The organism is Pseudomonas medicaginis (assembly GCF_965119365.1).
Taxonomy (GTDB): domain Bacteria; phylum Pseudomonadota; class Gammaproteobacteria; order Pseudomonadales; family Pseudomonadaceae; genus Aquipseudomonas.
Genome location: NZ_OZ221631.1, coordinates 6,080,501 through 6,101,392 on the forward strand (window position 1 = coordinate 6,080,501; position 20,892 = coordinate 6,101,392).

The window sequence follows — 20,892 nt, forward strand, 5'->3', positions numbered from 1 at the left end:
GGAAATCGCCCCCTATGAACACCGCCGTGAATGTCAACGTAGTGCATGAATCCGAAGCCCAGCGTCAGCACGCCCGAGTGAAAATCCCGGCCAAGCTGCGGTTCTTCGGCCCCGACCGGACCCCAATGGAAGTCAAGGTCCTGGACCTGTCCGCTGGCGGCCTGTGCTTCAACGCCGGCCAGATGCCGCTCAAGGTCGGCGAAACCTACAAGGCTCGCCTGCAGTTCGTCATCGACAACCTTGGCCTGGCCATGGACGTTGAATTGCAGATCCGTTCCTTCGACCGCCAGACCGGCCGCACCGGTTGCCAGTTCCAGAACCTGGAGCCGCGGGACATCGCCACGCTGCGTCACATCATCACCTCGCACCTGGCCGGTGACATCGTCGGTGTCGGCGATGTGCTGGCGACGTTGCAACGCGACAACTTCACCAAGGCACGCAAGCAGAAAGACGAAAGCGGCGGCATGAGCGCGTTCGGTCGCCTGCGCGCCGTGACGTTCAGCCTGGGGGTCTTCGTCGTTGGCCTGGCGGCGTTCGGTTTCATCTTCAAGTCGGTGTATGGCATGTACTTCGTCAGCCACGCCCAGGCGGGCCTGGTGAACGTACCGGGCATGGCCATCACCATGCCGCGCGACGGCACCGTGCAGAGCCTGGTCAAGGCCGACGGCGTGGCCGCCAAGGGCGCCCCGCTGGCGACCTTCAGCACTAGCATGCTCGACGTGCTCAAGGGTCACCTGGACGATAACCAGTTGCAGCCGTCCAAGGTCGAGGAGCTGTTCGGCAAGCAGATGACCGGCACCCTGACCTCCCCGTGCGACTGCATCGTGGCCCAGCAACTGGTCGCCAACGGCCAGTACGCCAGCAAGGGCGACGTGATTTTCCAACTGGTCCCTCGGGGCACCGAAGCCAACGTCGAAGCGCGTTTCTCCTATCGCCAGTTCGGCGATGTGCGCCCAGGCACCCCGGTCAACTTCCAGGTCGCCGGTGAAGACACCACCCGCACCGGCAAGATCGTCAGCAGCACCAGCCTGAAAAGTGCCGACCTGTCCTCCGATATCCGTGTGCTGATCCAACCTGACGAGCCCCTGGACAGCGCGCTGGCCGGCCGTCCGGTAGAAGTCACCAGCGACCGTGGCCCGAACCTGAACTGGCTGATCGATAAAGCCATGGCCGTCGGTATTTAAGTCGAGGATATGCCCGTGACCACTCCACAAAACAACAATGCGCTGCATTCCCTGTGGGAGCGAGCTTGCTCGCGATGGGATCGACGCGATCTGTCTGGTACACCGAGCGGCCTGCATCGCGAGCAAGCTCGCTCCCACACAGGTTATGCATTGTGTGCTTTGACGCTGGCAGTCAGTCTTAGTGGCTGCGCCGGCCTGCCCGACCAGCGCCTGGCCAATGAAGCGCTCAAGCGCGGCGACACGGCGCTGGCGCAGCAGAACTACCAGCAACTGGCTGACCTGGGCTACAGCGAAGCCCAGGTGGGCCTGGCCGACATCCAGGTAGACAGCCGTGATCCGGAGCAGATGAAAAAAGCCGAGGCGACTTACCGCGCCGCGGCCGATATCTCGCCACGGGCCCAGGCTCGCCTGGGTCGCCTGCTGGTGGCCAAGCCCGGCTCCACCGAAGCGGAAAAACACGAAGCCGAAGGCCTGTTGAAGAAAGCCTTCGCCAACGGTGAAGGCAACACCCTGATCCCGCTGGCGATGTTGTACCTGCAATACCCCCACAGCTTCCCGAACGTCAATGCCCAGCAACAGATCAGCCAATGGCGCAGCGCCGGCTACCCGGAAGCGGGCCTGGCGCAGATCCTGCTCTATCGCACCCAGGGCACCTACGACCAGCACCTGGACGAAGTCGAGAGGGTCTGCAAGGCCGCGCTGGCGACCACCGACATCTGCTATGTCGAACTGGCCACGGTCTATCAGAAACGCGGCCAGCCGGAACAGCAAGCCGAGTTGCTCAAGCAGATGCAGGACGGCCACGCCCGTGGCGTCGTATCCGCCCAGCGCGTGGACAGCGTTGCCCGTGTCCTGGCCGATGCCAGCCTGGGCAAGACCGACGAAAAGACCGCGCAGTCGTTGCTCGAAGGCATCGCCCCTGGCTACCCCGCTGCCTGGGTCAGCCTGGCGCAATTGCTCTACGACTTCCCGGAACTGGGTGACGTCGACAAGATGATGCAGTACCTGGAAAACGGCCGCGCCGCCGACCAGCCTCGTGCCGAGCTGTTGCTGGGCAAGCTGTACTACGAAGGCAAATGGGTCCCGGCCGATGCCAAGGTCGCCGAGGCGCATTTCCAGAAAGCCGTTGGCCGCGAAGTGGCCGCCGACTACTACCTCGGCCAGATCTACCGCCGCGGTTACCTGGGCCAGGTGTACTCGCAAAAAGCCCTGGACCACCTGCTCAAGGCAGCCCGCAACGGCCAGAACAGCGCCGACTTCGCCATTGCCCAGCTGTTCTCCCAAGGCAAGGGCACCAAGCCCAACCCGGTCAACGCTTATGTGTTCAGCCAGTTGGCCAAGGTACAGAACACCCCGCAAGCCAACGAGCTTGCCCAAACCCTCGAAGCGCAATTACCGCCGCAGCAACTTGCACAAGCGCAACGCCTGCTACAGCAAGAGCGGGCCATTCGCGGTGCCATGAGCCCCGATACGCTGGAACTGCAAGCCCTGAAAGAAGATGACGGCGAGGAACCTCTATGAAGCTTTTGAAGCTCAATCCTTTTGTACAGGCTGGTATTGGCCTGTCGTTTGCCCTGTTGTGGTCCAGCCCGACCCTGGCGGCCCTGACCGACACCCAGAACTTCGGCCTGGAAGTGAAGATCACCGGCCAATCCGAAGACGACCGTGACCTCGGCACCCAGAGCGGTGGCGACGTCAACGGTGTCGGCCTGGACCTGCGTCCCTGGGTCTACGGCGAAAGCGGCGCCTGGAGTGCCTACGCCATGGCCCAGGCCGTGACGTCCAGCGACATCATCGAGACCGACACCCTGCAGCAATCCGATGGCACCACCCAGCAAACCGACAGCGGTGACCGCGAAGCCAAGAAAAGCTACCTGGCCATGCGCGAATTCTGGATCGGCTACAGCGGCCTGACCCCCTACCCGGGCGAGCAGTTGAAGTTCGGTCGCCAGCGCCTGCGCAATGACGACGGCCAATGGCGCGATACCAACATCGAAGCCCTGAACTGGACCTTCGACACCACCTTGTTGCGGGCCAACCTCGGCGTGGCCGAACGCTTCAGTGAGTACCGCACCGACCTCAAGGAACTGTCCCCCAAGGACAAGGACCGCCTGCACGTCTATGGCGACGTGGGCTACCAGTGGATGCCAGGCCAATGGGCCGGTATCCGTGCCCACCACTCCCATGACAATGGCAGCCTCGATTACCCGACCCCGGGCGAAGCCACCGACACCCTGGACAAGACCGAAAACGGTGACCTGACCTGGCTGGGCCTGGAAGCCAACAGTGACGCCTACAACTGGCGCAACACCAACACCGTCAATTACTGGGCCAGCCTTACCGGCATGACCGGTGACCGCGACACCGTCAACCCGCTCAACGCCGACGGCACCCGCCCTGCGCAAGCCAAGCGCAGCGATGACGTGGACGGCTGGGCCACTGACCTGGGTATCCGCCTTCGTCTGGACCCGCAATGGCAAGTCGGTGCGGCCTATGCCCGCGCCAGCGAGGACTACGAACAGAACGGCCTGCAAAGCAACCGCTCGAACTTCACCGGCACCCGCTCGCGGGTCCACCGCTTCGGCGAAGCGTTCCGTGGCGAAATGGCCAACACCCAGAGCGCCAGCCTGTTCGGTTCCTGGCAGTTGCGTGACGAATACGACGCCAGCCTTGTGTACCACAAGTTCTGGCGCGTGGACGGCAACAAGCCGGTGGGCAGCAACGGCATCAACGCCGTGCAAAACACTACCGACGACGTGACCGGCGCCATCCTGTCCACCTCGACCCTGCCGCTGCGTGACGGCGACAAGGACCTGGGCCAGGAAGTCGACCTGGTCGTCACCAAGTACTTCAAGCAAGGGCTGTTGCCGGCCGCGCTGAGCCAGTCCATCGATGAGCCGTCGGCGCTGGTGCGCTTTCGTGGCGGCGTGTTCAAGCCAGGCGACGCCTACGGCAAAGAGGTCGATTCGTACATGCATCGCGCCTTTGTCGACGTGATCTGGCGCTTCTGATGCGAATGGCCATGGGAGTGCCCGATATGAACCGCTACCTCAGGAACAGCCAGGCGATGAAAGGTTCGATCAGCCTGTTGGTCGCAGCGATGCTGCTGGCCGGCTCGCCGGCGTTCGCCAACGTTGAACCGGTGGTCAAGCCGGGCAACGTGGTCAAGGAACTGCAACGAGCCAAGACCTACACCGTCAGCAGCGCGCCGACCGCACCGCTGGAGCTGGCCACGCCGACCCTGCCCGACCTCAAAGGCTATACGGCCGAAGCGGTCGCGGCCAAGATCGTGCGCAGCAAGCCCGGCAAGATCAGCGTGCGCCGGATGATGCAGGAAAACGCCTTGAAGGACTTCATCGGCGGCGACAACAAGATGGCCGAGTGGGTGGTGCGCCAGCACGGCATCCCTCAGGCCGTCTTCCTTGACGACGGCTACATGAACCTCAAGGACCTGGCCAGGAAAGTCCCCAAGTACGTCATCGAAACCTCACCCGGTGTGTACCTGGCGAAGATTCCGATCGTGGTCGGCCAGAAAGGCATCCTGGAAATCGACAAGCAGACCCAGGAATTGCGCCTGTCCCAGGAGGGCGGCTCGTTCCTGATCAACGATGGCCGGATGTTCATCCGCGACACCAAGGTCACCGGCTGGCGCGAAAAGGAAAACGGCCCCGCCACGTTCCGTTCGGCCAAGGAATTCCGTCCATTCCTGCTGGCCTGGGGCGGCACCGAGACCTACATCGTCAATACCAAGATGGCGAGCTTTGGCTACGCCAACAGTAAGTCGTACGGGGTGAGTATTTCCCAGTACACGCCGAACATGGCCAAGGTCCTCAAGCGCCCGGAACCGACTGGCTGGATCATCGGTTCCGAGTTCTCGGACATGTGGTACGGCTTCTACTGCTACGAAACCAACGACTTCGTGGTCAAGGGCAATACCTACAAAGACAACATCGTCTACGGCATCGACCCCCACGACCGTTCCCATCGGCTGATCATTGCCGACAACACCGTCTACGGGACCAAGAAGAAGCACGGGATCATTATTTCCCGTGAGGTCAACGACAGCTTCATTTTCAACAACCGCAGCTACGACAACAAACTCTCGGGCCTGGTGATCGACCGTAACAGCGTCAACAACCTGATCGCCTACAACGAGATCTACAAGAACCACACCGACGGCATCACGCTGTACGAGAGTGGTGACAACCTGCTGTGGGGCAACAAAGTGATCAGCAACCGCCGCCACGGCATCCGGATTCGTAACAGCGTGAACATCCGCCTCTACGAAAACGTGTCCATGGCCAATGGCCTGACCGGTCTCTACGGCCACATCAAGGACCTGTCCGACACCGACCGGGACATCAAGCTCGACCCGTTCGACGCCCAGGTCTCGCTGATCGTGGTAGGGGGGGAATTGGCAGCCAATGGCAGTGGCCCGTTGTCCATCGATTCGCCATTGAGTGTTGAGCTGTACCGCGTGTCCATGCTCGCGCCGACCAAATCCAGTGGCATCAGCTTTTCGGGAATCCTCGGCGAGCGCCAGGATGAAATTCTCGACCTGCTGGTGCGCCAGCAGAAAGCCGTGCTGATCGACCCTGTCGAACGCCAGACCGAATTGCGGGACTGAGGATGACCTTTATGAACCCACAGATGATCAAACTCCTGGGCCTGTCCGCCCTGACGGCCGGCATTCTCGCCGCGGCAAGCGGCGCGCGCGCCGATGACATCAAGGCCCCGAGCTTCACCGCCGAACCGTGCTGCAACCTGTGCCCGGCGGCCCACGACGCGAAGAACTACACCACGCGCTACCAGCAGAACTTCACCACGCTGGTGCAGGCCCAGGGCGACTGGCTGTTCCGGACCCAGGAAGACCTGCGTACCGAATTCAACACCACCCCGGCCGGCTACAAGCGCATGCAGCAGTTGCACGATGCGTTCAAGGCAAAAGGCGTCGAGCTGGTGCTCGTCTACCAACCGACCCGGGGCCTGGTGAACCGCAACAAACTCAACCCACAGGAAAAGGCCGCTTTCGACTTTGAGAAAGCCCTGACCAACTACAAATCCATGCTCGGCCGTTTCGCCCAGATGGGCTATGTAGTGCCGGACCTGTCGCCGCTGACCAACGAGAACCTGCCGGATACCCTGCCGGCCCACGATTTCTACTTCCGCGGCGACCAGCACTGGACGCCATATGGCGCCCAGCGCACGGCCAAGATCGTCGCCGAGAAGGTCAAGCAGATCCCCGCCTTCGCCGACATTCCCAAGCGTGAGTTCGAGACCAAGAAGTCCGGCCGCATGGGCAAGACCGGCACCCTGCACAACATGGCCGGGCAGCTGTGCGGCACCAGCTATGCGATCCAGTACATGGACCAGTTCACCACCGAACCCAAGGGCGAGGCCGGCGACGGCGACCTGTTCGGCGATTCCGGCAACCCGCAGATCACCCTCGTGGGCACCAGTCACAGCGGCAAGAACTACAACTTCGCCGGTTTCCTGCAGGAAGCCATCGGCGCCGATATCCTCAACGTCGCCTTCCCTGGCGGTGGCCTGGAAGGCGCGATGATCCAGTACCTGGGCAGCGAAGATTTCCAGAAGAATCCGCCGAAGATTCTCATCTGGGAATTCTCGCCGCTGTATCGCCTGGACCAGGAAACCATCTACCGCCAGATGATGGCGCTGCTGGACAACAACGGTTGCGAAGGCAAGCCGGCACAGATGAGCAGCAAGACCGCGCTCAAGCCGGGCAAGAACGAACTGATGGTCAACAGCAAGAACATGGATCTGCGTAATGGCAGTCACCAGGTCGACATCCGCTTCGCCGACACCTCGGTGAAAACCTTGCAAGCCACCCTCTGGTACATGAATGGGCGCCACGAGGATATCAAGATCGAAAAACCGGATACCTCCGACACCGACGGACGTTTCGCCTTCCAATTGCGCACCGACGAGGACTGGGCTTCTCAGAACCTGCTAGCCGTTGAAGTCCAAGGCCCTGAAGCCGGTAAAGAACCGCTGCAAATCGAAGCGAAAGTCTGCAAACGCAACGCATCTCCGCAAGCCGGGCAACAGACGGCTCAAATCGGACAATGAGGTCTCGTCTCATGACCAGTACCACGCGCACCCGAACGTTGAAAACGCTGCTGGCGCCCTCCCTGCTGACCCTGGCGATGTTTGCCGGGGCCACGCAGGCGGCGGCCCCGCTGCGCCCGCCCCAGGGTTATTTCGCCCCGATCGAGAAGGTCAAGGCCGGCGACGCGGCCAAAGGTTGCGACGCCACGCCGACGCCCTACACCGGTGCCCTGCAATTTCGCAGCAAGTACGAGGGCTCCGACAAGGCCCGCGCGACGTTGAACGTGAAATCGGAAAAAGCCTTCCGCGACAGCACGGCCGACATCACCAGGATCGAGCGTGGCGTCAGCAAGCAAGTCATGCAGTTCATGCGTGACGGCCGGCCCGAGCAACTGGAATGCACACTGAACTGGCTGACCGCCTGGGCCCAGGCCGATGCGCTGATGTCCAAGGACTTCAACCACACCGGCAAGTCCATGCGCAAATGGGCGCTGGGCAGCATGGCTTCGGCCTATGTGCGCCTGAAGTTCTCCGAGTCCCGCCCACTGGCCAATCACCCGGAGCAGGCGCAACTGATCGAAGGCTGGTTCAGCCGGATGGCCGACCAGGTGGTCAGCGACTGGGACAACCTGCCGCTGGACAAGACCAACAACCATTCCTACTGGGCCGCCTGGTCGGTGATGGCCACGTCCGTGGCAACCAACCGTCGCGACCTGTTCGACTGGGCCGTCAAGGAATACAAGGTCGGCGTCAACCAGATCGATGCCGACGGTTTCCTGCCCAACGAACTCAAGCGCAAGCAACGGGCCTTGTCCTACCACAACTACGCCCTGCCGCCACTGGCGATGATCGCCAGCTTCGCCCAGGTCAACGGTGTGGACCTGCGCCAGGAAAACAACGGTGCCCTCAAGCGACTGGGTGACCGGGTACTGGCCGGGGTGAAAGACCCGGAGATCTTCGAAGAGAAGAACGGCGAAGAGCAGGACATGAAAGACCTGAAGGTCGACTCGAAATTCGCCTGGCTCGAACCGTTCTGCAGCCTCTACACCTGCTCCGAGGATGTGCTGGAACGCAAGCATGAAATGCAACCGTTCAAGACCTTCCGCCTCGGCGGGGACTTGACCCGGGTGTACGACCCGGCCAACGAGAAAGGCAAAGGTTCGTAGACACACTCGAAACCCTGTGGGAGCGAGCTTGCTCGCGATAGCGATCTGACATTCACCAATGATGTCGACTGATGCGCCCTCATCGCGAGCAAGCTCGCTCCCACAGGGGAATGTGGTCTGTTTCGGATGTAATCAACCTCCCGGTTTTCATGGGGGGGTTTGGGGGGGCTCTGGCCCTTGACTGTTGATTCAACATGGAGAGATCGGGATGGTATTTTCATCCAACGTGTTCCTGTTCCTGTTCCTGCCGATCTTTCTCGGCTTGTACTACTTGAGCGGGCAACGCTATCGCAACCTGCTGCTGCTGATCGCCAGCTACGTGTTTTATGCCTGGTGGCGGGTGGACTTCCTCGCGCTGTTCGCCGGCGTGACCCTGTGGAACTACTGGATCGGCCTGAAAGTTGGCGCCGCCGGTGTACGCACCAAACCGGCCCAGCGCTGGCTGTTGCTCGGTGTGGGCGTGGACTTGGCCATCCTGGGCTATTTCAAATACGCCAACTTCGGCGTGGACAGCCTCAACGCCATCATCACCAGCTTCGGTCTCAACCCGTTCATCCTGACCCACGTGCTGTTGCCGATCGGGATCTCGTTCTACATCTTCGAGTCCATCAGCTACATCATCGACGTCTATCGCGGTGACACGCCGGCGACTCGCAACCTGATCGACTTCGCAGCGTTCGTGGCCATTTTCCCGCACTTGATCGCCGGCCCCGTGTTGCGTTTCCGCGACCTGGCCGACCAGTTCAACAACCGCACCCACACGCTGGACAAGTTCTCCGAAGGCTGCACGCGCTTCATGCAGGGCTTCATCAAGAAAGTGTTCATCGCCGACACTCTGGCGGTGGTGGCCGACCATTGCTTCGCCTTGCAGAACCCGACCACGGGCGATGCCTGGCTTGGTGCCCTGGCCTACACCGCGCAGCTGTACTTCGACTTTTCCGGCTACAGCGACATGGCCATCGGCCTGGGTCTGATGATGGGTTTCCGCTTCATGGAAAACTTCAAGCAGCCCTACATCAGCCAGTCGATCACCGAGTTCTGGCGCCGCTGGCACATCAGCCTGTCGACCTGGCTGCGTGACTACCTCTACATCACCCTGGGCGGTAACCGCAAAGGCACGCTGATGACCTATCGCAACCTGTTCCTGACCATGCTGCTCGGTGGCCTGTGGCACGGCGCGAACATCACCTACGTGATCTGGGGTGCCTGGCACGGCATGTGGCTGGCCATCGAAAAAGCCGTGGGTATCAATACCACGCCGCGCAGCATCAACCCGATCCGCTGGGCGCTGACCTTCCTGCTGGTGGTGATGGGCTGGGTGATCTTCCGTGCCGAAAACCTGCATGTGGCCGGTCGCATGTACAGCGCCATGTTCAGCTTCGGCGACTGGTCGCTGTCGGAACTGACCCGCGCCAACCTCACCGGTCTGCAGATCGCCACGCTGGTGGTGGCCTACCTCACCCTCGCCTTCTTCGGCCTGCGGGACTTCTACACCAACCGTCCGCCGGTCAAGGCCAAGCCTGAGGTCAACACCGAAGCCAACGGTCCGGCCACCGCGCAACCGGGGATGATCAAGGCCGTGCCGGGTGACAACCCAGCGACGATCCACGAGCCGGGCTACACCGTCGGCGTCGAAGCCCAGGTGCAACCGGCCTACTGGACCGTGGACTGGTCGCGCTACGTGATGCGCGCCCTGGTGCTGCTGCTGTTCATCGCCTCGATTCTCAAACTCTCGGCGCAAAGCTTCTCGCCGTTCCTTTACTTCCAGTTCTGAGGGATCTGAACATGACCCGCTCATTACGCATCTTTTACATCGCACTGTTCATGTCGATCCTGACAGCGCTGGGCCTGTGGTCGATGCGCAGCTTCTTCGGCTTCAGCACCAACCCCGATGCGACCGTGCTCAACGGGCGCTGGACCAAGGCCGTGGAAACCCACTACGACGACGAGTTCCCGATCAAACGCCTGGGCACCAACATCTGGGCCGCGCTGGACTACAAGCTGTTCAACGAAGGCCGCAAAGGCGTGGTCCTGGGCCGCGACCAATGGCTGTACAGCGACGAAGAGTTCAACCCGATCGTCAATGAAGAACTGAACCTGCAAGGCAACTACGCGCTGATCGAAGGCGTGCGCCAGAAGCTCAAGGAACAAGGCATCACCCTGGTCATGGCGATCGTGCCGGCCAAGGCGCGGCTGTATCCCGAGCACCTGGGCGAAGTGAAGCCATCGAGCATTCACGCCAACCTCTACCAGGACTTCCATGCTCGCGTCGCGGCCGACAAGATCCTTGCGCCTGACCTGCTCGGCCCGCTGCAACAGGCCAAGCAAAGTGGCCAGCAAGTGTTCCTGCGCACCGACACCCACTGGACCCCGGAAGGTGCCCAGGTCGCGGCCGAGAACCTGGCCAAGGTCATTGCCGAACGCGCACCGCTCAACGGCGAACCACAACGTTTTGTCACGGAACCTGCGGAGAAAATCACCCACAAGGGCGACCTGCGCCAGTTCCTGCCCCTGGACCCGCTGTTCGAAAACCTGATGCCGGCCCAGGAGCCGCTGGTCAAGCGCAACACCCGCGAAGCCGACGACCAGCCGGCCGAAGGCGACGCGCTGTTTGCCGATGCCCAGGTGCCCGTGGCCCTGATCGGCACCAGCTACAGCGCCAACCCCAACTGGAACTTCGTCGGTGCACTCAAGCAAGCCCTGCACAGCGACGTCGTGAACTACGCCGAAGACGGCCACGGCCCGATTCTGCCGATGCTCAGCTACCTCAAGAGCGATGCCTTCAAGAACAGCCCGCCACAGGTGCTGATCTGGGAGTTCCCTGAACGTTATCTGCCCGTGAACAACGAAATCGGCGACGCCGACCCACAGTGGGTCGCAGAGCTCAAGCAAGCCGGTGCGCGTCAACAGAACGTAGCCGCCAACACCCCATCCGAGACGCCCGACCGGGCGCAAAACTGAAAGAGAGGTCCACCATGACTTTCAACACTACTCCTCGCCGTCTCGCTGCTCGCTCCTTCAAGGCCGTTGCCCTCGTCGCCAGCATGAGCGCCCTTTCACTGTCCGCCTTTGCCGGTGACTCGGCCCTGTATGGTCCGGTCGCGCCAAAAGGCTCGAGCTTCGTGCGGGTGTACAACGCCAGCAACGCCGAAGTCAGCGCCACCGTCGGCAGCACCAACATCAGCGACGTAGCCCCCCTGGCCAGCAGCGACTTCAGCTTCATGCCCGGCGGCGACTACAGCGCCAAGGTCGGCAGCCAGAGCGTACCGGTGAAACTGGCCTCCGATCACTATTACACGCTGGTCAACAATGCCAGCGGCCAGCCTCAACTGATCGAAGAACCGCCGTTCAAGAACAAGCAGAAGTCCCTGGTCCGGGTACAGAACCTCAGCGACAAGGCACTGACCCTCAAGACTGCCGACGGCAAGACCGAAGTGGTGCCGAACGTGGCCGCCAAGGGCCGTGGCGAGCGTGAAATCAACCCGGTGAAAGTCTCCCTGGCCCTGTTCGAAGGCGACAAGAAAGTCGGCGATCTCAAGCCCGTGGCCCTGGAGCGCGGTGAAGCGGCCGTGCTGTACGTCACCGGTTCAGGCAGCAGCCTGTCGCCAGTGTGGGTGAAACGCCCCGTGTCGACCCGCTGATCAATTCACCCGATTGACGCTGTCCCCCTGTGGGAGCGGGCTTGCTCGCGATAGCTATCTGACTTCAACATGAATGTCGATTGATACGCCGCCATCGCGAGCAAGCTCGCTCCCACACTGAACACAGCTGCCAGTCGGGTACGGAACAAAAACAAGAGAGTGAAACGACAGAACGCAGTAGCTCTAACAACCATTTCGCTTCAAGGAGTAACAAACATGATTCCGGTGATCTTGTCAGGTGGTAGTGGCTCACGTCTTTGGCCGCTTTCGCGCAAGCAATTCCCTAAACAGTTCCTGGCCCTGACCGGTGAACACACCCTGTTCCAGCAGACCCTCGAGCGCCTGGTGTTCGAAGGCATGGACACGCCGATCGTGGTCTGCAACAAAGACCACCGTTTCATCGTCAACGAGCAGTTGAACAACCGTAAGCTCGAAGCCCAGCGCATCCTGATGGAACCGTTCGGGCGCAACACCGCGCCAGCCGTGGCGCTGACGGCGATGATGCTGGTCAATGAAGGCCGCGACGAGTTGATGCTGGTGCTGCCGGCCGACCACGTGATCGACGACCAGAAAGCCCTGCAACGCGCCCTGGCCCTGGCCACCGTGGCTGCTGAGCGTGGCGAAATGGTGCTGTTCGGCGTACCGGCCACCAAACCGGAAACCGGCTACGGCTACATCAAGTCGACCAACGATGCGCTGCTGCCCGAGGGCGTTAGCCGCGTCTCGCACTTCGTCGAAAAACCCGACGTCAAGCGTGCCACCGAGTTCGTCGAGGCCGGCGGTTACTTCTGGAACAGCGGCATGTTCCTGTTCCGCGCCAGCCGTTTCCTCGAAGAGCTGAAAAAGCACGATCCGGACATCTACGACACCTGCCTGCTGACCCTGGAGCGCAGTGAGCAGACGGCCGACACCATCACCTTCGACGAAGCCACCTTCGCCTGCTGCCCGGACAACTCCATCGACTACGCCGTGATGGAAAAGACCCAGCGTGCCTGCGTGGTACCGTTGTCGGCCGGCTGGAGCGATGTCGGCTGCTGGGCTTCGTTGTGGGAAGTCAACGAAAAAGACAGCAACGGCAACGTCACCAAGGGCGACGTCGTCGTCCAGGACAGCCGCAACTGCATGATCCACGGCAACGGCAAGCTGGTGTCGGTGATCGGCCTGGAAAACATCGTGGTGGTGGAAACCAAGGACGCCATGATGATCGCCCACAAGGACAAGGTCCAAGGCGTGAAACAGATGGTCAACACCCTCAACGCACAGGGCCGTACCGAGACTCAGAACCACTGCGAAGTCTATCGTCCGTGGGGTTCCTATGACTCGGTGGACATGGGTGGTCGCTTCCAGGTCAAGCACATCTCGGTCAAGCCGGGCGCGTGCCTGTCGCTGCAGATGCACCATCACCGTGCCGAACACTGGATCGTGGTCAGCGGCACCGCTGAAGTGACCTGCGACGAAAACGTGTTCCTGCTCTGCGAAAACCAGTCGACCTACATCCCGATCGCGTCGGTCCACCGCCTGCGCAACCCGGGCAAGATCCCGCTGGAAATCATCGAAGTGCAGTCCGGCAGCTACCTGGGCGAAGACGACATCGAGCGTTTCGAAGACATCTACGGTCGCTCCACCCCGATCGAACGTGGCGTCTCGGTGAAGACCATCGCGCAGTAACCAGCAGCAACGATCAGCCGTACAAGAAGCCCCCATCCAGCCCACTGCGTCCCCTATCCGCAGTGGGTTGGGTGGGGGCTTTTTTTCAAGAAGGTGATGCGTAGACATCATTGCTTCAACATTGCCCGCGCCCTTCGGTAGGATGTGCCTACGGTAACGGAGGCTTTCACCATGCTTATCGGCGTCTTGTTGGTCATCACCTGGCTCATCCTGCTGTTGCGTTACCCGGCCAAGGCCTTGCCGGTTTCCCTGGCGGCCTTCATCGGGCTGGGACTGGTCGCCGTGTGGGTGCTCTGGCAGGAAAGCCGCGAGACCCGGCAACTGGAGCGCCTGGAACTGCGCATCGGCTATGCCCCCGGACAATGCCCCGCCGACCGACCACTGTCGCTGACTTTGAAGAACAACAACGACGTACCGCTGATCGAGTTGCGCTGGCGGGTCGCGGCCTATGCGCCTGGCGACACCATCAACCTGGCCGACAATCCCTACGACGCACCGCGCTACCGTGGCCCAGGCGAATTACAGGCGGGCGCCGACTGGCAAGACTGCTTGCCCCTGCCGCCCCTGCGTCCGGGTTATCGCCCGCAGACCCTGGAGTTTCGCGCCGAGCGGTTGCATGGCAGCTTTTCCAACTGATTACCCTCCCACACTTTTTTGCACAAGGAACACGCCATGCCTGTTGCGTTGATTACCGGATGTTCCAGCGGCATTGGCCGCGCCCTCGCCGACGCCTTCAAGGCCGTGGGCTATCAGGTCTGGGCCACGGCGCGCAAGGCTGAAGACGTGGCGACACTCGCCACTGCCGGGTTCACCGCGGTGCAATTGGACGTCAACGACGGCCAGGCCCTGGAGCAGTTGGGTGAGCGGATCAACCAGCAACACGGTGGCCTGGATGTGTTGGTCAACAATGCCGGCTACGGCGCCATGGGCCCGCTGCTGGACGGCGGCGTGCCGGCCATGCAGCGCCAGTTCGAAACCAACGTGTTCGCCATCGTCGGGGTCACCCGGGCACTGTTTCCGGTATTGCGGCGGGCCAAGGGGCTGGTGGTGAATATCGGCAGCGTTTCCGGGGTGCTGGTCACGCCATTTGCCGGCGCTTATTGCGCCTCGAAAGCGGCGGTGCATGCCCTGAGCGATGCCTTGCGCATGGAGCTGGCGCCGTTCGGCATCCGCGTGATGGAGGTCCAGCCCGGCGCGATCGCCTCCAGTTTCGCCAAGAATGCCGGCCATGAAGCCGAACAGCTGATCAGCGAACAATCACCCTGGTGGCCCCTGCGCGATGGCATCCGCGCCCGGGCCAAGGCCTCCCAGGACAACCCCACCCCAGCCAACGAATTCGCCGCCGGACTGCTCAAGGCCGTCCAACAACCCAAGCCTCCCCGCCTGCTGCGCCTGGGCAACGGCAGCCGGGCGTTGCCCTTGATGGCAGGCGTGTTGCCCAAGGGGTTGCTGGAGAAGGGTTTGAGGAAACGGTTCGGCCTGGGTGGAACACTTTAAATACGTCAGCAATAAGCTCTTTTGTGGCGAGGGATTTATCCCCGCTGAGCTGCGAAGCAGCCCCAAACCTGGCAGCACGGCGTACTGGCAGACACCGCATCAGGCAGATGGCGACTGCCTGCGCAGTCGAACGGGGATAAATCCCCTCGCCACAGGGATCCGGGGCGAACACAAGCCATGCCCCACCGAAAATCCACTGTGTGCGCTTGCTCGCGAGGGCGTCAGATCAGCACAGTTTTCCTTTACTGACCCTCCGCTATCGCGAGCAAGCCCGCTCCCACAGGGGATCTGTGGTGTGGACCAAATCTCACCATCACCCCGAAAAAACTGTGGGAGCGGGCTTGCTCGCGAAGACGCCGGCACAGTCAATATCAGTGCAATCTGACCCACCGCTATCGCGAGCAGGCTCGCTTCCACTGGGGATCTGTGGTGTGGACCAAATCTCACCATCACCCACAAATGATGCAATGCCTCAGCGCTTGTCGTGGGGTTCTACCACCACCGTGCAAGTCATCCCCGCCGCCAGCAGCACCCCATCGGGTACTTCGTCGAGATGAATGCGCACCGGCACACGCTGGGCCAGGCGAACCCAGTTGAAGGTCGGGTTCACGTCGGCGATCAGTTCGCGGCTTTCGGGGTTGTCCCGATCGTAGATGCCACGGGAGATGCTTTCCACATGGCCCCTGAGCACTTCGCCACTCATCAGTTGCAACTGCGCCGAATCGCCGACCCGCACCTTGGGCAACTTGGTCTCTTCGAAAAAGCCGTAGACCCAGAACGAATGCATGTCCACCACGGCCATTTTCGCCTCGCCGATGCGCGCGTAGTCGCCCCGGTGCACGTTGAGGTTGGTGACGTAGCCATCCACCGCCGCCCGAACGTCGGTGCGCGACAGGTTCAACTGCGCGGCCTCCAATTGCGCCTGGGCCTGCTGGTAGTCGGCCAGGGCCGAGTCGGCGATGTTGCTGGCGTCGTCGCGGTTTTCCCGGGAGATCACCAGGCTGTCCAGGTCGGCACGCCGATGGGCATTGACCTTGCGCATCTCCCAAGTGGCCTTGCGTGACGCCACCAGCGAGCGCGCCTGCTTCACAGCGATGCGGTAGTGCTCGGGGTCGATGCGCATCAGCAGGTCACCTTTGTTCACCAATTGGTTGTCGCGCACCGGCACCTCGACCACCTCGCCGCTGACATCGGCGGCCACATTGATGATGTCGGCCCGCACCCGCCCATCGCGGGTCCAGGGCGTGTTCATGTAATGGACCCACAGCGTACGGCCGATCCACAGCGCCAGGGCCAGTACCAATAGCGTCGCCAGCAGGCTGAAAAACTTTTTCATCGCATCGATCTCAACGGTAGACCGTCAGCGCCAACGCGCCGAACAGACAGGTAAACAGACTCAGGCGCAACAACGCCGGGTGCCAGAAGAAGCGGTACAGGTCCAACCCCGACAGAAAGCGGTCCAAGGTCCAGGCCAGGCCGGCGGCGATGAAAAACATCAGGGTCATGGTGGGCATGTACACGCCATGGAAGGCGATCTCACGGGGCATGTTCGGTTTCCTGGGGAAGCGGTGTGGCATGTGGCATGGCATAGCCGGCCAATGGCGATTGCGGGTCGAGCAAGGAGGTGCGGATGAAATGCAGGTAGCTTTTCACCCGACGCAGGGCCGAGGTGTCGAAATGCGGGGCGAAGGGCTCGTCGGTGGCCTGCACGCGGCCGATGGCGTGGTCCACCGCCACCAGGGCACGCTCCAGATTGCACGGGCTCGGTTGGCGGAACAGCCGCACCAGCGCCCGCCCCATCACCCGGATCGCCTGGCGCCACGGTTGGCTTTCGGCATACGCCGGGTGCACGGGCAGGATCGCCTGTTCCTTGCGCAACTCGATAATCGCGTGGCCGACCTCCAGCACCACGAACATCCAGCGCAACAAGTCCCGTTGCACCCGAGGCTGCCCCGCCGCCAGCCCGTAGGCCTGATGCAGCAAGTCGCGGGTACCACTTTCGAAGCTCGATGCCAGGCCCTTGAGCTTGCCACTGATGGCCAACACCACTTGCTCGCGCAAATCCTGTTCGAGCCGGCGCCACAACCAGCGACTGTTGGGCGGCAGAATGATTGCCCCGGCCGCGGCACACACCAGCATGCCGAGGATCATCGCAATGTAATCGTTGATGAAGGCGTAGGGGTTGTAGACCGTCAGGTTGTCCGGCACCGAACCGGTGCTGAAAAAGATCAGCAGCCCCAGCCCGACCCCGGCGTATTTCGGCCGCGAGCTGAGGAACGAACCGAGCATGATCACCGGCGCCAGCATCACGCAGAGCAAAGGGAAACCGTCGATCAGCGGGAAGAGGAAGAACATCTCGACAAAGCCGATCAACGCCCCGAACAACGTGCCGCAGGCCATCTGGAAAGCCATGCGCTTGGGGTTCGGCGTCGCGGCCGACAGGCCCACGGTGGCGGCAGCGATCATCGTCATGGTCGCGCCGCTCGGCCAGGCCGTGGCGACCCAGTAACTGCCCAGCACCAACAGGATGAAGGCGGCGCGAACACCCGATGCCGTGGCGGCCAGCCAGTTGGTCTGCGGCACGAACGGCTCGTCCCAGCGCTCACGTTCGTGGCGATGATCGGCCAGGGAGGCATGGGTCTGGGCGTAGCCATGCAGGTCTTCGACGAAGCGATAAAGCAACTCGTAGGCCGTGTGGAAATCCAGCTGCTGCCCATCGCTGGGCGCCGTTTCCTGGAACAACGCCCGCAGCCTTCGCACCTGGGCCGGCAGCTCGGCCTTGTACTCGGCCAGCGCCGCCGCCAGACGGCCCGCATCGGCATCGGTCAGGGCGCGGCCACTGAAACCGTCGAGCAGTTCGGCCAACGTTTGCAAGCCCGGCTCGATGGCGTTGACCACATGTTCCGCCGCGCTGCTGCGCAAGCGCTCGAGCAATTGGTGCAAGGCGTTGAAGCGGGTGGTGATGCCCATGAATTCGCTGTTCAAGCGACTGAGCCGGCCGTTGCGTCGGCGCATGTGCGGGTCTTCGAACACGGTCACGCTGCGCAGGCTTTCCAGGCCCACCGCTTCGGCAATGAAACCCACGTTGCGCGCTTCGAAGGCCTCCCGCTGGCTACGCCCACGCAGGCCATCGGTGACGAACAGCGCAAATACTCCGAAGCGCTGGTACAAGGCATTGCGCATGGCGGCACTGGCGGTTTGCGGCAGGATCGCAGCGCTGACCAGGGTGGCGCAGAGAATCCCCAGGCAAATTTCCAGCACCCGCCAGACCGCCGCCATGAATGCGCCTTGCGGATGGGCCAGGGCCGGCAGGCCAATCATCGCCGCGGTGTAGCCGGCCAGCACGAAACCATAGGCGCGGAAGTTGCGATAACGCGCCGCCCCCGCCGAACAGAGGCCGACCCAGATCGCCAGACAAGCGAGAAACGGCTCGGTGTCCTGGGCAAACAAGGCGATCAACGCCACCATCGCCGCCGAACCGGCCAGGGTGCCGAGCAAGCGGTAGAAACTCTTGGCGAACACCTGGCCGCTCTGGGGCTGCATGACGATGAACACGGTGATCATGGCCGTGCGCGGTTGTGGCAACTCCAGGCGCATCGCCAGCCACAAGGTCAGGAACGCGGCGAACAGGACCTTGAAGATATAGACCCAGGTCACCCCATCGCTGCGGGCCCAGTCGAAGAAACCCCGACGCCATTCGAGGCGATACAGCCAGCGCATGGGGGCAAATAGCGGCGTCATAGGCAACACTCGACCAAGGAAAACACTGCCCCAGTGGCGAGGGGATTTATCCCCGTTGGGCTGCGCAGCAGCCCCTTGATATGAGCGCTGCGCAACGGTCCCTTCATATGGGTGCTTCTCACCCACGCAGCAGCAAGCTCCCTCGCCACAGTACGGTTGCAGTGATTCATTGCGCGGGCACATCACTGCCGGCGTCTAGCCCGCCACCCAGCGCGGTCACTAGGTCGGCATGGGCCGTCAGGCGCGCCGCCTCCACCCGCTGTCGCACCTGTTGCTGCTTGAACAACAGGCTCTGGGCGTTGAGCACGTTGAGGTAATCGGTCAGGCCGCGCTGGAAGGCAACCATGGCAATGTCGTAGGTGCGCTGGGCGGCAGCCACCGATTCAGCGGCGAAGGCCTGTTGCTTGTCCATGGACTGGCGACGGATCAGTTGATCGGAAATGCTCTTGAGCGCATTGACCAGGGTCTGGTTGTAATGCGCGACGGCGACGTCATAACCGGCCGCTGCTTCACCCAACTGCGAACGCAGGCGTCCGCCGTCGAAGATCGGCAACGAAATGGCCGGCCCGACGCTGTAGGTGAGCTTCTTGCCTGTCAGAAACTCCAGCGCCCCGCCGCCGGTCGCCATGTAGCCGATGCTGCCCACCAGATCGACATTGGGATAAAAACCGGCCCGGGCCACATCGATGCCCCGGGCCTGGGCCGCCACTTGCCAACGCCCGGCAACCACATCCGGACGCTGGCCGAGCAGTTCGGCGGGCAAGGCCGACGGCAGCTTCAAGGCCGCGCCGAGGGCCAGGGTGGGACGTTGCAACTGTGCGCCCGCTCCGGGCCCCCTGCCCGCCAGGGCCGCCAATTGATTGCGGCTCAAGGCGATGGCTTCGTCCAGGGCGTCGAGTTGGCGATGGGTCTCGGGCAGGGGCGCCTGGGCCTGGCTGACTTCGAATTGGGTGCCGATGCCACCGTCCAGGCGCTTTTGCGCCAGGTCGAGAATCTGCTGTTGTTGCCGGAGGGTCGCGGCGACGATCTCGCGCTGGGCGTAGTGCAACGAAAACTGGATGTAGGCACGCACAATGTTGTTCTGCAGTTCCAGTTGCGCTTGTCGCGCCTCGGCGACGCTCACGTGGGCCAGATCGACCGCCCGCTCGCTGGTATTGCGCTCGCGGCCCCACAGGTCCAAGGCATAGCTCAAACCCAGGGAAGCATTGTTGTCCCAGGTGGTGGTGTCGGCCAACTCGCCCGGGCCGTAGAACTGATCGGTGGGCCAGCCATGGCGCTTGAGGGTCGACTCGCCATTGATCTGCAGCGCCTCGGCGGCCTCGGCAACGCCGGCCATGGCCTTGGCCTGGCGCACCCGGGCCGCGGCCATGGCCAGGCTCGGGCTGCCCTGCACGGCCAGGTCGATCCAGCGATCCAGTTGCCGGTCACCGTAGGCTTGCCACCACTGGCGGGTGGGCCAGTGGGCATCGCGGGCGGCCTCGCGGATGGCGGCATCGGTCGCCAGTTGATTGGCCGGTAGTACCTGGCTTTGCGGCGCAATTGCGCCTGTGCCGATGCAACCGCTGATGGTTAACGTTAAAACCCAAACACTGAGAGTCTTCAGCTCTCTGCTGATGCAACGCGGCACTTGCGCAAAATTCCTGAGATGGAGCATGACGACGAGGATGGCTGCCTGTTAACGCAAAACTTGTGGGAGCGAGCTTGCTCGCGATGGCGTTCGAACATTCACCTCAGGTGTTGAATGTGATGGCCTCATCGCGAGCAAGCTCGCTCCCACAGGAATCAGTGACCCAGGATTGGTGGCAATTCTAGGCAGCCCATCAAACGGCGATAAGCCGACCTTTCTGCGAATCTTTGTTACCGTTGACGCGATAATCCATTAGTCGGGTCCCGCATCTCTGTAACTTCATGTCACAATTTGCCACC

16 protein-coding genes are annotated in these 20,892 nt (G+C 62.2%); 12 read left to right on the forward strand and 4 right to left on the reverse strand.

Translation table 11 applies throughout. The annotated features are described in order from the left end of the window. Window positions 1–14 precede the first annotated feature (14 nt). From ACMTA2_RS26745 to ACMTA2_RS26800, 12 genes are all read left to right on the forward strand, one after another. Entirely contained in the window at window positions 15–1,184 is a 1,170-nt protein-coding gene (locus ACMTA2_RS26745) for a PilZ domain-containing protein (protein WP_413792493.1), read from the forward strand. Window positions 1,185–1,193: 9 nt separating this feature from the next. Beyond that, window positions 1,194–2,705: an alginate biosynthesis TPR repeat lipoprotein AlgK gene (gene algK, locus ACMTA2_RS26750; RefSeq protein WP_413792494.1), complete on the forward strand. Its 1,512-nt coding sequence runs from the start codon at window positions 1,194–1,196 to the stop codon at window positions 2,703–2,705. A 5-nt stretch (window positions 2,706–2,710) separates the two neighbouring features. Further along, on the forward strand, window positions 2,711–4,195 hold the full coding sequence (locus tag ACMTA2_RS26755) for an alginate export family protein (RefSeq protein ID WP_413795727.1): 1,485 nt from the start codon (window positions 2,711–2,713) through the stop codon (window positions 4,193–4,195). A 26-nt stretch (window positions 4,196–4,221) separates the two neighbouring features. Further along, window positions 4,222–5,811: a mannuronan 5-epimerase AlgG gene (gene algG / locus ACMTA2_RS26760; protein ID WP_413792495.1), complete on the forward strand. Its 1,590-nt coding sequence runs from the start codon at window positions 4,222–4,224 to the stop codon at window positions 5,809–5,811. Between the two features lie 11 nt (window positions 5,812–5,822). Then, on the forward strand, window positions 5,823–7,274 hold the full coding sequence (locus ACMTA2_RS26765; protein WP_413792496.1) for an alginate O-acetyltransferase: 1,452 nt from the start codon (window positions 5,823–5,825) through the stop codon (window positions 7,272–7,274). A gap of 11 nt (window positions 7,275–7,285) precedes the next feature. Next, complete coding sequence (locus ACMTA2_RS26770; RefSeq protein WP_413792497.1) at window positions 7,286–8,419, forward strand: mannuronate-specific alginate lyase; 1,134 nt, start codon at window positions 7,286–7,288, stop codon at window positions 8,417–8,419. A 208-nt stretch (window positions 8,420–8,627) separates the two neighbouring features. Further along, entirely contained in the window at window positions 8,628–10,193 is a 1,566-nt protein-coding gene (locus ACMTA2_RS26775; protein ID WP_413792498.1) for an MBOAT family O-acyltransferase, read from the forward strand. 11 nt (window positions 10,194–10,204) lie between these two features. Continuing rightward, a complete protein-coding gene (locus tag ACMTA2_RS26780) occupies window positions 10,205–11,380 on the forward strand; it encodes an alginate O-acetyltransferase (protein WP_413792499.1) in 1,176 nt (391 codons plus the stop codon). Between the two features lie 14 nt (window positions 11,381–11,394). Next, entirely contained in the window at window positions 11,395–12,060 is a 666-nt protein-coding gene (locus ACMTA2_RS26785; protein ID WP_413792500.1) for an alginate O-acetyltransferase AlgF, read from the forward strand. Window positions 12,061–12,276: 216 nt separating this feature from the next. After that, window positions 12,277–13,728 (forward strand): mannose-1-phosphate guanylyltransferase/mannose-6-phosphate isomerase, encoded by a 1,452-nt coding sequence (locus tag ACMTA2_RS26790; RefSeq protein WP_413792501.1) that lies wholly within the window; start codon window positions 12,277–12,279, stop codon window positions 13,726–13,728. 171 nt (window positions 13,729–13,899) lie between these two features. Beyond that, complete coding sequence (locus ACMTA2_RS26795; protein ID WP_413792502.1) at window positions 13,900–14,364, forward strand: multidrug transporter; 465 nt, start codon at window positions 13,900–13,902, stop codon at window positions 14,362–14,364. Between the two features lie 36 nt (window positions 14,365–14,400). Further along, complete coding sequence (locus ACMTA2_RS26800; RefSeq protein ID WP_413792503.1) at window positions 14,401–15,225, forward strand: SDR family oxidoreductase; 825 nt, start codon at window positions 14,401–14,403, stop codon at window positions 15,223–15,225. A gap of 472 nt (window positions 15,226–15,697) precedes the next feature. On the opposite strand, the gene ACMTA2_RS26805 is transcribed toward ACMTA2_RS26800, so the two are convergent. From ACMTA2_RS26805 to ACMTA2_RS26820, 4 genes are all read right to left on the reverse strand, one after another. After that, entirely contained in the window at window positions 15,698–16,561 is an 864-nt protein-coding gene (locus tag ACMTA2_RS26805) for an efflux RND transporter periplasmic adaptor subunit (protein WP_413792504.1), read from the reverse strand. 10 nt (window positions 16,562–16,571) lie between these two features. After that, window positions 16,572–16,772, reverse strand: coding sequence for a DUF1656 domain-containing protein (locus ACMTA2_RS26810; RefSeq protein ID WP_413792505.1), 201 nt, complete (start codon window positions 16,770–16,772; stop codon window positions 16,572–16,574). Then, window positions 16,762–18,966, reverse strand: a complete 2,205-nt coding sequence (locus ACMTA2_RS26815; RefSeq protein ID WP_413792506.1) for an FUSC family protein — start codon at window positions 18,964–18,966, stop codon at window positions 16,762–16,764. Before ACMTA2_RS26815 ends, ACMTA2_RS26810 begins: the two co-directional genes overlap by 11 nt. Before the next feature lie 166 nt (window positions 18,967–19,132). Beyond that, window positions 19,133–20,593 carry an efflux transporter outer membrane subunit gene (locus ACMTA2_RS26820; RefSeq protein WP_413792507.1) on the reverse strand — a complete coding sequence of 487 codons (1,461 nt, stop codon included), beginning with the start codon at window positions 20,591–20,593 and terminating at the stop codon, window positions 19,133–19,135. Window positions 20,594–20,892: the final 299 nt, after the last annotated feature.

Bases quoted from the DNA above. Each gene is read 5' to 3' on its own strand.
- ACMTA2_RS26745 (WP_413792493.1), top strand. From the start codon at position 15: ATGAACACCGCCGTGAATGTCAACGTAGTGCATGAATCCGAAGCCCAG.
- algK (WP_413792494.1), top strand. From the start codon at position 1,194: ATGCCCGTGACCACTCCACAAAACAACAATGCGCTGCATTCCCTGTGG.
- algG (WP_413792495.1), top strand. From the start codon at position 4,222: ATGAACCGCTACCTCAGGAACAGCCAGGCGATGAAAGGTTCGATCAGC.
- ACMTA2_RS26765 (WP_413792496.1), top strand. From the start codon at position 5,823: ATGAACCCACAGATGATCAAACTCCTGGGCCTGTCCGCCCTGACGGCC.
- ACMTA2_RS26770 (WP_413792497.1), top strand. From the start codon at position 7,286: ATGACCAGTACCACGCGCACCCGAACGTTGAAAACGCTGCTGGCGCCC.
- ACMTA2_RS26775 (WP_413792498.1), top strand. From the start codon at position 8,628: ATGGTATTTTCATCCAACGTGTTCCTGTTCCTGTTCCTGCCGATCTTT.
- ACMTA2_RS26780 (WP_413792499.1), top strand. From the start codon at position 10,205: ATGACCCGCTCATTACGCATCTTTTACATCGCACTGTTCATGTCGATC.
- ACMTA2_RS26785 (WP_413792500.1), top strand. From the start codon at position 11,395: ATGACTTTCAACACTACTCCTCGCCGTCTCGCTGCTCGCTCCTTCAAG.
- ACMTA2_RS26790 (WP_413792501.1), top strand. From the start codon at position 12,277: ATGATTCCGGTGATCTTGTCAGGTGGTAGTGGCTCACGTCTTTGGCCG.
- ACMTA2_RS26795 (WP_413792502.1), top strand. From the start codon at position 13,900: ATGCTTATCGGCGTCTTGTTGGTCATCACCTGGCTCATCCTGCTGTTG.
- ACMTA2_RS26800 (WP_413792503.1), top strand. From the start codon at position 14,401: ATGCCTGTTGCGTTGATTACCGGATGTTCCAGCGGCATTGGCCGCGCC.
- ACMTA2_RS26805 (WP_413792504.1), bottom strand. From the start codon at position 16,561: ATGAAAAAGTTTTTCAGCCTGCTGGCGACGCTATTGGTACTGGCCCTG.
- ACMTA2_RS26810 (WP_413792505.1), bottom strand. From the start codon at position 16,772: ATGCCCCGTGAGATCGCCTTCCATGGCGTGTACATGCCCACCATGACC.
- ACMTA2_RS26815 (WP_413792506.1), bottom strand. From the start codon at position 18,966: ATGACGCCGCTATTTGCCCCCATGCGCTGGCTGTATCGCCTCGAATGG.